The 12,632-nt window shown below is 69.8% G+C and carries 13 protein-coding genes; 3 read left to right on the top strand and 10 right to left on the bottom strand.

Annotation, left to right across the window (positions count from 1 at the left end; genetic code table 11):
- Positions 1-162: 162 nt before the first annotated feature.
- A complete protein-coding gene (locus IO36_RS38570; protein WP_107065903.1) occupies positions 163-462 on the bottom strand; it encodes a glutaredoxin family protein in 300 nt (99 codons plus the stop codon).
- A 151-nt stretch (positions 463-613) separates the two neighbouring features.
- Here IO36_RS38570 and IO36_RS38575 point away from each other — a divergent pair, with 151 nt between their 5' ends.
- From IO36_RS38575 to IO36_RS38585, 3 genes are all read left to right on the top strand, one after another.
- A complete protein-coding gene (locus tag IO36_RS38575; protein WP_078943699.1) occupies positions 614-1,555 on the top strand; it encodes an HAD family hydrolase in 942 nt (313 codons plus the stop codon).
- Between the two features lie 588 nt (positions 1,556-2,143).
- Positions 2,144-2,914 carry an ECF subfamily RNA polymerase sigma factor, BldN family gene (locus tag IO36_RS38580; RefSeq protein ID WP_037627370.1) on the top strand — a complete coding sequence of 257 codons (771 nt, stop codon included), beginning with the start codon at positions 2,144-2,146 and terminating at the stop codon, positions 2,912-2,914.
- Positions 2,915-3,169: 255 nt separating this feature from the next.
- The gene (locus IO36_RS38585; protein ID WP_037627372.1) at positions 3,170-4,399 is read left to right on the top strand and encodes a DUF5667 domain-containing protein; all 1,230 of its coding nucleotides are present in this window, start codon (positions 3,170-3,172) and stop codon (positions 4,397-4,399) included.
- A gap of 106 nt (positions 4,400-4,505) precedes the next feature.
- Here the strand turns inward: IO36_RS38585 and IO36_RS38590 are convergent, their stop codons facing one another.
- From IO36_RS38590 to IO36_RS38625, 9 genes are all read right to left on the bottom strand, one after another.
- Positions 4,506-5,558 (bottom strand): lysophospholipid acyltransferase family protein, encoded by a 1,053-nt coding sequence (locus tag IO36_RS38590; RefSeq protein WP_037627374.1) that lies wholly within the window; start codon positions 5,556-5,558, stop codon positions 4,506-4,508.
- A gap of 14 nt (positions 5,559-5,572) precedes the next feature.
- Entirely contained in the window at positions 5,573-6,631 is a 1,059-nt protein-coding gene (locus IO36_RS38595) for an NAD-dependent epimerase/dehydratase family protein (protein ID WP_037627376.1), read from the bottom strand.
- A gap of 399 nt (positions 6,632-7,030) precedes the next feature.
- Positions 7,031-7,129: a 30S ribosomal protein bS22 gene (locus IO36_RS45435; RefSeq protein ID WP_003948845.1), complete on the bottom strand. Its 99-nt coding sequence runs from the start codon at positions 7,127-7,129 to the stop codon at positions 7,031-7,033.
- 142 nt (positions 7,130-7,271) lie between these two features.
- Positions 7,272-7,481, bottom strand: a complete 210-nt coding sequence (locus tag IO36_RS38600) for a helix-turn-helix domain-containing protein (RefSeq protein ID WP_093781815.1) — start codon at positions 7,479-7,481, stop codon at positions 7,272-7,274.
- Positions 7,482-7,610: 129 nt separating this feature from the next.
- Complete coding sequence (locus IO36_RS38605; protein ID WP_037627380.1) at positions 7,611-8,426, bottom strand: phosphatase; 816 nt, start codon at positions 8,424-8,426, stop codon at positions 7,611-7,613.
- 98 nt (positions 8,427-8,524) lie between these two features.
- Positions 8,525-9,697, bottom strand: a complete 1,173-nt coding sequence (locus IO36_RS38610) for an acetoin utilization protein AcuC (protein WP_037627383.1) — start codon at positions 9,695-9,697, stop codon at positions 8,525-8,527.
- A complete protein-coding gene (locus IO36_RS38615) occupies positions 9,648-10,880 on the bottom strand; it encodes an MFS transporter (protein ID WP_037627384.1) in 1,233 nt (410 codons plus the stop codon). Before IO36_RS38615 ends, IO36_RS38610 begins: the two co-directional genes overlap by 50 nt.
- Before the next feature lie 141 nt (positions 10,881-11,021).
- Positions 11,022-11,741: a VC0807 family protein gene (locus IO36_RS38620; protein ID WP_037627385.1), complete on the bottom strand. Its 720-nt coding sequence runs from the start codon at positions 11,739-11,741 to the stop codon at positions 11,022-11,024.
- Positions 11,742-11,875: 134 nt separating this feature from the next.
- Positions 11,876-12,520, bottom strand: coding sequence for an HAD family hydrolase (locus IO36_RS38625; RefSeq protein ID WP_037627386.1), 645 nt, complete (start codon positions 12,518-12,520; stop codon positions 11,876-11,878).
- Positions 12,521-12,632: the final 112 nt, after the last annotated feature.

A 12,632-nucleotide genomic window follows, 5' to 3' on the forward strand; every position in this document is an offset into this window, starting at 1 on the left:
GGCCGGACCTCGCGTCGAGCGTGGCCGGATCGTGGCGGGTTCGCGGGCGGATCGCGGGCCGAGCACGGGCCGAGCGCGCCGGGTGTGCGCCCCGGCCGCGCCCGGGTCGCGCTCCGGCCGGGTCCGGTTCGCGCTCCGGCCGTGTCCGGTTTCACGGTGTCCTCAGCGGGTGAGGGCCTTGCGGAGACGGTCCTCGTTCACGCGCCAGAACGTGTGCTGGGCCCCGTCCACCAGCACGACCGGGATCTGCTCCCAGTACTGGCGGTGCAGCTCCTCGTCCTCGGTGATGTCCTTCCCCTCCCAGGGAACCCCGAGATCACCGCAGACCTTCTCGATCACTTCCTGTGCGTCATCACACAGATGGCACCCGGGCTTCCTGATCAGCGTGACCAGGTGCTCCGCGGGCGCCTTGCTCTCCGTACGGCGATCGCTGCGCCGGAACATGGGGCTCATACCCGCCATTCTCCCGCCGTCCGGGCCTTGGCGGGCACGGGCGGGCGGGTCTCGTTCACCAGCGCTTGCGGGCTTCGTTTAACGGCACGGCCGCGGAGAGTTCACAGCGCCGAATCCTGTCGACTCCGGAAGCGCCGAACAGACTGGCTATGCTCACGACATGGCCGCTCTCGGATGGCTCACTCCCCGTAGGCGCTCCGCGACCGCGCGGAGCGTGTTGGCAGGCGAGGCCTCGGCGGAGGCAGCGCGCAAGTCCTCGCAGGAACTGCAGGAACTCGAAGAACTGGCGCCACCGGACGCCGTGGAGGAACCCGACTTCCCGGTGCTCGGCGACGACAAGGCCGCCGCGTTCTTCGACCTCGACAACACCGTGATGCAAGGTGCTGCCCTCTTCCACTTCGGACGCGGGCTGTACAAGCGGAAGTTCTTCGAGACCCGCGACCTCGCGAAGTTCGCCTGGCAGCAGGCGTGGTTCCGGCTGGCCGGGGTCGAGGACCCCGAGCACATGCAGGAGGCGCGCGACTCCGCGCTGTCGATCGTCAAGGGGCACCGGGTGTCCGAGCTGATGTCGATCGGCGAGGAGATCTACGACGAGTACATGGCCGAGCGGATCTGGCCCGGGACCCGTGCGCTCGCCCAGGCGCACCTGGACGCCGGGCAGAAGGTGTGGCTCGTCACGGCGGCGCCGGTGGAGATCGCCACGGTGATCGCGCGGCGGCTCGGGCTGACGGGGGCGCTCGGCACGGTGGCGGAGTCGGTGGACGGCATCTACACCGGCAAGCTGGTGGGTGAACCGCTGCACGGGCCGGCGAAGGCGGAGGCCGTGCGGGCGCTGGCGTCCGCGGAGAGCCTGGACCTGTCCCGCTGTGCCGCGTACAGCGACTCGCACAACGACATTCCGATGCTCTCGCTGGTCGGTCATCCGTACGCGATCAACCCGGATTCGAAACTGCGCAGGCACGCGCGGGACTTCGAATGGCGGCTGCGGGACTATCGCACCGCGCGCAAGGCCGCGAAGGTCGGGATTCCCGCCGCGGCGGGGGTCGGTGCGGTGGCCGGGGGCACTGCCGCCGCCATCGCGCTGCATCGGCGTCGCCGCTGACCGCGTTCCGGTCCGGTGGTGGGTCGGGGCCGTGCCGGTGCATCAGCCCGTCGCCGTTGGACAGAGACGTGAACGTTAGTGGCGACGGGCATCGATGTACCGGCACGGCCCCTCCCGTGCGCGGCCGACTGCGGGTGCGTCGCGGCTTGGGTTCCATTCTTCACGTGACTTTCAGCCCCTCCGGCGTCTGAGGAGCGGGGTTCGGGGCGGAGCCCCGGGGTGGGACGGGTAGGGGCGGAGGGGGCGAAAACCTGTCCGGACCTGGGCGGGGGCGTCGGCCGCGAGGGGCAATCACATCGTCCTACCCATGCGATGGGCGACTCAGTCGCACTCTCTCCAGGCGGGCACAACACGCTCCGCACTCAGACGGAACACGAACCCACCCGATCAACAATCGGTCACCGAGCAGTACTTGAACGCGCTCCAATCCGCGCCAAAAGCGTCGTAATCGATGATTTTAGCAACTGGGTGTAGTGCTGCCTGTACGAAGCGTTATTCTCCTCAGACGCAAACCGGTACCCCTCCGTCGCTACGACGGGTGAAAGGTCCCGCACTGCACGTGATGGAAGCTCTGCCTCTGGGAGTCCCGTGTACTCACACGTCGGGGTTGACGCCTCGGGCCTGGCTACGCTGCGCGCAACGGTCCTGGACCGTTTGCGCGGCTTCGTCCCCACCGCGTACGCCGTCCCCGCCTTCGCCCTCCCCGCGCCCGTCGGGCCTTGCTATGCCCTGGCCGACGGCAACGCGGCGGTCGGCAGGCGGGGCCGCTCAGGCTCGGCCACCACCGCACGCCGTCCGGCCGCGGACAGTGACAGCGCCCGGATGATGGATCTCGTGGAGCGCGCCCAGGCCGGCGAGGCCGACGCCTTCGGACGGCTCTACGACCAGTACAGCGACACCGTGTACCGCTACATCTACTACCGGGTGGGGGGCAAGGCGACCGCCGAGGACCTCACCAGTGAGACCTTCCTGCGGGCGCTGCGCCGGATCGGCACCTTCACCTGGCAGGGGCGCGACTTCGGCGCCTGGCTCGTGACCATCGCCCGGAATCTGGTCGCCGACCATTTCAAGTCCAGTCGCTTCCGGCTGGAAGTGACCACCGGTGAGATGCTCGACGCGAACGAGGTCGAGCGTTCCCCCGAGGACTCGGTGCTGGAGTCCCTGTCGAACGCCGCACTGCTCGACGCGGTGCGCCGGCTCAACCCCCAGCAGCAGGAGTGTGTGACGCTCCGCTTCCTCCAGGGGCTCTCGGTCGCCGAGACCGCCCGGGTGATGGGCAAGAACGAGGGTGCGATCAAGACCCTCCAGTACCGGGCCGTCCGCACGCTGGCCCGGCTCCTGCCCGACGACGTCCGCTGAGCCCGCCCCGGGCCCGCAAGGGCCCCGCACGCTCAGCGACGTCCAACTCACCTTCTGTAAAAGTGTGTTGACTTCTCGGTCCGCTCGTCCGTCGTCCGTAACCAAGGTGCCGTGACGCTCGTTGTGCGGGATACAGGCTCCCTGTGGTCACGCCTTGGCCAGCGCCGATCACCCGATCGTGTGGGTACGGCCAGGGGGTGCAACCCTCAGGACCCCCTGGGGAGTCGACCGTCATGACGAGAGGAGGTGCCGCCAGTGATCGCGAACGTCTCGGCACACCGGCGGGCGAACGCCTTCGCCCAGGCCCTGGAGGAGATCGACCAGGGCACGGCGGCCGAGCAGCCCGATGGGTCGCCACCGTCCCGGGCTGCTGCGGAACAGACCGAGCAAGGGCTGTTGTTGGCCCTCGCCACCGGTCTCGGCGAGCTGCCCGAACCGGAGATGGACCCCGAGGTCAAGATCGTGCAGCGAGCCCAGCTCGTCGCCGCGATGGAGGCCATGCTGCAGGAAGGCACCGCCGCCGGAGGCGAGGGTGCGGGCGGTGCGCTGCCCGAGCAGCGGTCCCATCGGGCCAAGGGTTCGCACCGGGCGACCGGACTGGGGAAGCTGCGACCCCGGTCCCGGCTGTCCAAGGGGCTCGCCGCGGGCGGGCTCACCGTCGGCGTGGCCGCCGGGGCCTTCGGCGGTGTGGCCGCCGCGAGCTCCGACGCACTGCCCGGTGACTCGCTCTACGGGCTCAAGCGCGGCATGGAGGACATCAAGCTGGGCCTCGCCCACGGCGACAGCGACCGGGGCGAGCTCTATCTCGACCAGGCCTCGAACCGCCTGAACGAAGCCCGCCGGCTGATGGAGCGGGGCCGCTCGGGACACCTCGACCACGAGTCCCTGGGCGAGATCCGCCGCGCTCTGTCCGGCATGCAGCACGACGCCTCCGAAGGCCACCGCCTGCTGCACGAGGCCTACGAACGCGACGGCTCGCTCGGCCCCATCCAGACCCTGTCCGCGTTCTCCCAGTCGCACCGCGAGGCGTGGGGAGCACTGCGCGACCGGCTGCCCGTGCAGCTCGGTGACGTCAGTGACCAGGTCTCGTCGGTCTTCGACGCCATAGACCAGGAGGTCGACCCGCTGCGCTCGCTGCTGCCCAAGACGCCCGCCCCCAAGGGCACCGGGCGTCACCGGGGCAAGGCCGAGGAGTCCACCCGCTCGCCGGGCACGGACACCCCGGCGCCCAGCGCCAGCAGCGGCTCGGCGGGCGCGAGCCACAGCAGCGGCAAGCCCAAGCCGTCCAGCTCGGGCAGCAGCGCCGAGGGCCTGCTCGGCGGCAGCACCGGCGGTCTGCTCGACCCGCCGCAGGACGACACCAGCTCCACCCCGTCGTCCAGCACCAGCAAGGGCAGTGCGACGAGCGCACCCGACGTCACCCTGCCGCCGCTGCTCCCCGGTCTCCTGCCGGGCCTCGGCATCGACACGCAGAACAGCGACTGAACCGGCCCCACAGCACGACGTGAAAGGGGGCGCCCTCCTCGAGGAGGGCGCCCCCTTTCACGTGCGGGCATATCAGGACATGATCAACAGAATCGTAACTGCATGATCAGAAGAAAACGGACCTGCGCTGCACCAGCAGCTTGTACAGGGTGTGCTGGATCTGCTCCCTGACCTGGTCGGTCAGATTGAACATCAGCATCGGGTCGTCGGCCGCCTCCGGCGGATAGCCGTCCGTGCGGATCGGCTCGCCGAACTGGATGGTCCACTTCGTGGGCAGCGGGACCGCGCCGAGCGGACCGAGCCACGGAAAGGTCGGCGTGATCGGGAAGTAAGGGAATCCCAGCAGCCGCGCCAGGGTCTTCGCGTTGCCGATCATCGGGTAGATCTCCTCCGCCCCGACGATCGAGCACGGAATGATCGGGGTGCCCGCGCGCAGCGCCGTCGAGACGAAGCCGCCCCGGCCGAACCGCTGGAGCTTGTAGCGCTCGCTGAAGGGCTTGCCGATGCCCTTGAAGCCCTCCGGCATCACCCCGACCAGTTCACCGCGTTCCAGCAGCCGCTCGGCGTCCTCCGCACAGGCCAGGGTGTGACCGGCCTTGCGGGCCAGTTCGTTGACGACCGGCAGCATGAACACCAGGTCGGCGGCGAGCAGACGCAGATGACGGTTCGCGGAGTGGTTGTCGTGCACGGCGACCTGCATCATCAGGCCGTCCAGCGGAAGCGTGCCCGAGTGGTTGGCGACGATCAGGGCGCCCCCCTCGGCCGGGATGTTCTCGACGCCCTTCACCTCGACGCGGAAGTACTTCTCGTACACCGGCCGGATCAGTGACATCAGGACCTGATCGGTCAGCTCCTGGTCGTACCCGAACTCGTCGATCTCGTAGTCGCCCGTGAGCCTGCGGCGCAGGAAGGACAGGCCTCCCGCGATACGCCGCTCCAGGCTCGTGCCGCCCTGGCGGTGCTCCTGGGGCGGCTGTTCCTCCTGCTTCACGGGAACATCATCCTGCGGGAGGGTCCGTCCCGGCATCGGCTGGACCTCGCGGACGACCGCGGGCTCACCCTTGCGCCGGCTCCCCCCGGCCCGGCGCCTCGCCGGGCGTTGCACCGCAGCCCCGCGCGAGCGGTCGTCGTCGAACGGAATGACCTTGGCGTCCGCCATCGTTGATGCGCTCCTCAGTTGGCGGGCGTCGGGGGGTGGCCGCCGCCCGCTACGGACAGTGCGGCGATCTTGTCCACGGCTCCCGCAAGGGCCTCCGGGGGCAGGAGTCCGGGACCCCTGCTCTGGGCGAAGTCCGCGAAGGTCTCCGCCGTCGTGTACTTCGGCTGATAGCCCAGGGTTTCGCGCATCTGGACCGTCGCGACCACCCTGCCGTGCGTGAGCAGCCGCAACTGCTCCGGGGAGAAGTCCGTCACCCCCAGGGTACGCACGGCCGTTCCGGCCCAGCTGAGGGCCGGCAGCAGCAGCGGGACCGTGGGCCGGCCGAGGCGCCGCGCGCACTGCGAGAGCAGCAGCACGCCGTCGCCGGCGATGTTGAACGTGCCGCTGTTGAGGGTGCCCCGCCGCGGTTCGTGCGCGGCGAGCCGCAGGACCTCGATGACGTCGCTCTCGTGGACGAACTGCAGCCGCGGGTCGTAGCCGAACACCGTCGGCAGGACCGGCAGCGAGAAGTAGGAGGCGAGCGGCGAATCGGCGCTCGGGCCGAGGATGTTGGCGAACCGCAGGACGCACACGGCGACGTCGGGCCGGCGGCGGGCGAAGCCGCGTACGTAGCCCTCGACCTCGGTGGTGTCCTTGGCGAAGCCGCCGCTGGGCAGCGACTTGGGCGAGGTGGTCTCGGTGAAGACGGCGGGGTCGCGCGGCGCCGAACCGTAGACGTTCGTACTGGACTTCACGACGAGCCGTTTGACCGTCGGGGACTTCTGGCAGGCGCCGAGCAGCTGCATGGTGCCGATGACGTTGGTCTCCTTGACCGTGGTCCGGCTGCCCGAGCCCAGCGGTGTGCCGGTCACGTCCATGTGGACGACCGTGTCGACGGAGTACTCGGCGAGCACCCGGGCGATGGTGGGCTGCCGGATGTCGGCCTGCACGAAGTCGGCGCCGCCGATGTGGTGCTCGGGCGGCACCGCGTCCACGGCGATCACCCGGTCCACCTGCGGGTCACGCTGGATCCGTCGGACGAACCGGCCCCCGAGCTGCCGGGCCACCCCGGTCACGAGCACGACCTTCCCCAAGATCAGCGCCTTCCTTCCAGAACTGGACGTAGCTCCGCTCGTACCTGCCGCGTTCCCCGTGTGCGGCCAACTTAGCCGGTCGATGTTGCGCTGTGATGACCGCCCGATGCACGAAGTGACGACAGCCATGGTCGTGCGGCCAGACCCAGCCATTCGGCCCACAGAACCGCGCGGCACGGCTGGCCGAAGATGTTCGACGGCCGAGAGGCCGTTCGGGACGCCGTCGGGCTTCGCCGTGGGGCCGTGACGGGGAGGACCGTGACGGGGAATCCCGGCCCGCTCCGTCGACAGCCACCGGTGCCGTCCGGCGCCCGTGTGGGCGGTCCGTGCGGGCTCCGGGTATGCCTGTGGCCCCCCACCAGCCGGTGAGAGGCCACAGTACGCGTTTCCGCGCGTCGCTTACTTCTTGTTGCGACGCTGAACGCGAGTGCGCTTGAGCAGCTTGCGGTGCTTCTTCTTCGCCATCCGCTTGCGCCGCTTCTTGATAACAGAGCCCACGACTACCCTCGCTCACTTCTCTTTACTCGGTGCTGGGCTGCATGGGCCCACACGACCTATGAGGGGCCAGCCTACCCGCCCGAGGGCTGAGGTCGTAATCGAGGTGTTTCCGGGAGATCGCGAACGGTCTCCCGGAACGCCGTCAGGCGGTCTCCACCCCCACATAGCTCTCACGGAGGTACTCGTGAACCGCTTGCTCCGGCACCCGGAAGGACCTCCCCACCCGGATCGCCGGCAGATGACCGCTGTGCACCAAGCGGTACACGGTCATCTTCGACACTCGCATCACCGAGGCGACTTCCGCCACGGTAAGGAACTGAACCTCGTTCAGAGGCCTCTCGCCTGCAGCCATGTCACACCTGAACCTTCCGCACTCGACGGCCACCGGCTTCCCCTTCCGGTGACTCTTCGTCGTTGCGCACTCACTCCCCAATGTAGGGGCGGGTGATGCGAGTGGGGAAGAGGGGATGCCATCGGCCGCCTACTGTGACAGACACGCTCGATTGAGTACATAGCGAGTAAGCGGTCGGTAGTAATCGGACCGCACAGCGTCATCAACCGGAACGGCGACGGACACCCGCCCCTCCGCCTCTCCGACGAACAGCGCGGGGTCGTCCGTATCGGCCAGCCCGATGGCCTCGAACCCCAGCTGACCTGCGCCGCAGACCCATCCGTGGTCCCCGATGACCAGCCCGGGAAGGGGCCCGCCGCCCTCCGCGGCGGCCGCCAGGACGGTCCGGACCGGCAGGGGTGAATGGGTGTGTGCGCCGGTCGCACGACCGGCGTCCCCCGCCTCGGGTTCGCGCACCAGCGCGACACCTTGTACGTAGTCGAGGTTGTGCGTGCGTAGACCGAACCGGGTCAATATGTCGATAGAGCTACCCTGCGCCGGGGTGAGGACGGCACATCCGGCCGCCGACAGGGCGTCCGCGATTGCTGCGTAGAAATCGATCAGCCGGTGCGGATGACCGGTACCGAGGAGCACGGGGTGACGGCGGCGGGCGGCCTCACCGAGCCGGTCCGCGAACGCGTCCAGAGCCGCCAGGGTCCGCTCCGGGTCGATCACATCATGCCCCGAAGTGTGGAACGGATCGGGCGAGACTCCGCATTTGTCGGCCATCAGTGCGATCACATCCCGCTGCTCCCACGTCCATTCGGGATCGAGTCCGAGCAGCAGCCGGGGATCGCGGGCGGCGAAGAGCCGGTAGCTGCGCAGGCTCTCCTCGCGTGACGTGGCCACAGGCCCGGCCAGCCGGGCCGCCAGGAGATGTGCGCGCAGGGCACCGGAGCTCAACACGTCAGCGATGCTGGCGCATCCACCACCGCCGGATGCCCAATATGCCGAATATGCCCCACAGTTGGCCTAATGGCCCGCCCCGCCCGACCGGGACGGGGCTACGGGAGCATCCCCCGCAGCGGGAACACGGCCTTGCGGGTGGCCACGATCGCCTGGTCGAGCCGGTCCGCCGGGTCGTACCCCCCCTCCCAGTCCTTCCACGCCACCGGCCGGCGCCCGTCCGTCATCCGCATCGGCGCCAGCTGCCGGGTACGGGCGTAGACCTCCTGCCGCCAGCTCTCCGGGATCACGGTCCCGGGATCGACGGGACGGCCCGCGGCGATCGCCACGAGGTGCGTCCACGAGCGCGGCACCACCTCGACCACGGCGTATCCGCCGCCGCCCAGCGCCACCCAGCGCCCGTCGGCGTACGCGTGCGCCAGGTCGTGACAGGCGACCTGCACCGCCCTCTGCGCGTCGAGCGAGACGGCCAGGTGCGCGAGCGGGTCCTCGAAGTGGGTGTCCGCACCGTGCTGGGTGACCAGCACCTGCGGCCGGAAGTCGGCGATCAGCTCGGGCACCACGGAGTGGAAGGCCCGCAGCCAGCCCGCGTCACCCGTGCCCGCCGGCAGCGCCACGTTGACGGCCGTGCCCTCCGCGGAGTCCGCCCCGGTCTCCTCGGGCCACCCGGTCTGCGGGAACAGCGTCCGCGGATGCTCGTGCAGCGAGATCGTCAGGACCCGCGGGTCCTCCCAGAAGGCCGCCTGGACGCCGTCGCCGTGGTGCACGTCGACGTCGACGTAAGCGACCCGCTCGGCGCCGAGCTCCAGCAGCCGGGCGATGGCGAGCGCCGCGTCGTTGTAGACGCAGAACCCGGAGGCGCTGCCGGGCATCGCGTGGTGCAGCCCGCCGGCGAAGTTCACCGCGTGCAGCGCCTCCCCGCGCCACACCGCCTCCGCGGCCCCCACGGACTGCCCGGCGATCATCGCGGAGACCTCGTGCATCCCGGCGAACGCGGGATCGTCCTCGGTCCCCAGGCCGTACGCCTGGTCGGCCGCGCCGGGATCGGCGGACGCCGCCTTCACCGCGGCCACGTAGTCCTCGCGGTGCACCAGCCGCAGGGTCGAGTCCCCGGCCGGCTTCGCCGCGACGACGGCGACGTCACGGTCGAGCCCGAAGGCGTCGACGAGTCCCCGGGTCAGCCGGAGCCGGACCGGATCCATCGGATGGTCCGGCCCGAAGTCATACCCCGTTACTGCCTCGTCCCACATCAGCTGTGCGCGGCCGCTCATGCACGTCACCGTATCGGTCCGGTTGAGGTTCGAACGACCGGGCGTACCCGAGGATCGCGAGCACCAGCACCATCGGTACGAGCATGGCCGCGCGGTAGTTCCACGCGTCGCCCAGCGCGCCCACCAACGGCGAGCCGATCAGGAACCCGACGTAGTTGAAGATGTTCAGCCGCGCGATCGCCGTGTCCGACGCCCCCGGGAAGAGCCGTCCGGCCGCGGCGAAGGTCTGCGGCACGATCACGCACAGCCCGAGCCCCAGCAGCGTGAACCCGAGCATGCCCACCCCGGCCCCCGGCGCGACGGCCACCACACCGAACCCGAGCGCGGCGACCACGGCACCCAGCCGCACCACCGCAACGGCACCGAAGCGCCGCACACCGAAGTCCCCGACGGCCCGCCCGACCAGCGTCATCACCATGTAGACGTTGTACGGAACGGTCGCCATCTGCTCCGAGCTGCCCAGCACGTCCTTGAGGTACTTCGCGCTCCAGTTGGAGACCGTCGAGTCCCCGATGTAGGCGAACGTCATCACCAGGCACAGCGGCAGCAGCAGCTTGAAGACGAGGGGACCCGCGCCCGCCCCGGCCTCCGCCTTCTCGCCGTCCGCGCCGGCGTCCGCGCCGGACCCCGCGTCGACGTACCACCGGCTGCCCACCAGACACAGCGGCAGCAGCACCAGCACGACCGGCAGATACGACACGAAGAGCGACAGATGCCAGTGCGCCCCGGCCCACGCGAGCGAGGCGCCCACGATCCCGCCCAGGCTGTACGCGGCATGGAACCCGAGCATGATGCTGCGCCCGTAGGACCGCTGCAGACTCACCCCGAGCATGTTCATCGAGGCGTCGAGACCGCCGACCGCGAGACCGAACGCCCCGAGGGCGACGGCCACCTCGGCGAGCTGGTCGCCTGCGCCGACACCCAGCAGGGCCAGCAGCACGACCGGCTGCGACCACCGCAGGATGCGGCTGGGCCGTATCCGCTTGACCAGATGCTCCGTGGTGACGCTACCCACGCCGGCGAGGACCGGGACGGCCGCCAGGAACACCGGCAGCAGCGCGTCGGAGATCCCGTACCGGTCCTGGATCGCCGGGATACGCGTCACGAGCAGCGCGAAGGCGGCACCCTGAGCGAAGAAGCTGAACGCCAAAGAGGCCCTACCGCGCCGCAGCACATCTGTCATGGCGGCGAGCGTAGGGCCCCGGCTTACCGGTGGGTAGATCAAGCCGAAGATGAATTTTGCTCAGCTCTTCGGGGGTGGGGGTGGGGAGGGACTGTCGAGGTCGTCCCGGCGGCCCCGTCGGGGTCCGCCCGGCGGGGCGGTTCAGCTGTTCGTCCCGGCGGCGAGCTCGTGCTCCAGCATCTTCTCCATCGGGACGACGGCGAAGCGGCCGCTGAGGAAGAAGGCGAGGACCAACGAGGCGACGGTGACGACCGTGCCGAGCCAGACCATGGTGTCGATCGGCAGCGTGTAGGCGCCCACGGCCTTCGCGACGCACTCGGTGAGCAGGACCGTGCCCCACACCAGCGAGAAGGTCCGCTCCGCCGTGCGGAAGGCCTCGGAGCCGGCCACCAGCCGGTCCCAGGCCGCCGCCCGCGCCGCGTCGCCCTTCACGAGGAAGGGCTTCATGCCCTGCGTCATCATCGGCCGGCCGAGCTTCACGGAGACCAGGATGCCGATCCCGATCGCGCTGCTGACCCCGCTGTCCTTCGCCAGCATCAGCCGCGGGTCACCGGCGACCAGGCTGAGCGCGAGCCCGACCACGTTGACGAACAGGATCAACGCGGCGAGGGCGTTGAACCGGCGCTCCTTGACCACGCCCCACACGGTCCGCACGGCCGGCACGACACTGCTCCAGCCGAGAGCCGCCATCGTGCTCATCCCGAACCCGTTCTTGAGCAGGTAGTACGACCCGACGGGCACCGCCACGTCCATGATCAGCGGCAGGAAGCTCGGCTTGGCGGCGGCGGTCTCCTCGGCCGTGCCCGCCCGGTCGGCGCTGGTGGTCGCTGCGGTGCTGATCTCGGTGGCGGTGATGCTCATGATCGGGTCCCTCCGTCGTCGCTGTGCACGTCCCGTTTCGATGTACTCAGCTTCGCGGTCGGCCCCCTCCCTCCGACAGAAACGATCGTCCGGGTCTCCGCATGACAAATGTCAGCGCCCGGCGATGGACGCCGTCATACCAGCAGGTCAGCCAACTGCCCCATGTCAGAGAAGAGTTGGGTGGCACCGGTGAGCCGCTCCGGCGGTGTCATGGCGGTGAACCCGTACACGTCCATCCCGGCCGCGTTGGCCGCCTGCACGCCCAGGGGACTGTCCTCGACGACGGCGCACTTCTCGGGCCGTACGCCCATCGTCTTCGCGGCGTGGAGGAACAGGTCGGGTGCCGGCTTGCCCCTCCCGACGTCCTGCGAGCTGAAGACCCGGCCCTCGTCGAACCACCGGTCGAGCCCCGTCGTCCGGTGTCCGACCCGGATCCGCTCATGGCTGCCGGAGGAGGCCACGCAGTACGGGACACCGTCCGCGGCGAGCTTCTCCAGCACCAGGCCGGCCCCGGGAACGGGCTTCAGCTCCCGCTCGAAGGCGGCGAAGACCCGTGCGTGGAACACGTCGTCGAAGTCGTCCGGCAGCCGCTGTCCGGTGCGCTCGAGGACCAGGTCGTGGATGCGGTGCATCGCGGAGCCCATGTAGTCGCGCAGGGAGTCCTCGTAGGAGGTGGGGTGTCCCAGCTCGGTGAGATAGGCGGCCAGCAAGGTGTTGGAGATCGGCTCGCTGTCCACGAGGACACCGTCATTGTCGAAAATAATCAGGTCGTAGCGCATGACAAAGACCCTAAACGCAGAAAACCCCCGGACCGGTATCCCCGGTCCGGGGGTTTTCTTCACAATTTGTTCGGCGGCGTCCTACTCTCCCACAGGGTCCCCCCTGCAGTAC

This window comes from Streptomyces aureus, assembly GCF_000725495.1.
Taxonomy (GTDB): Bacteria; Actinomycetota; Actinomycetes; order Streptomycetales; family Streptomycetaceae; genus Streptomyces; species Streptomyces aureus_B.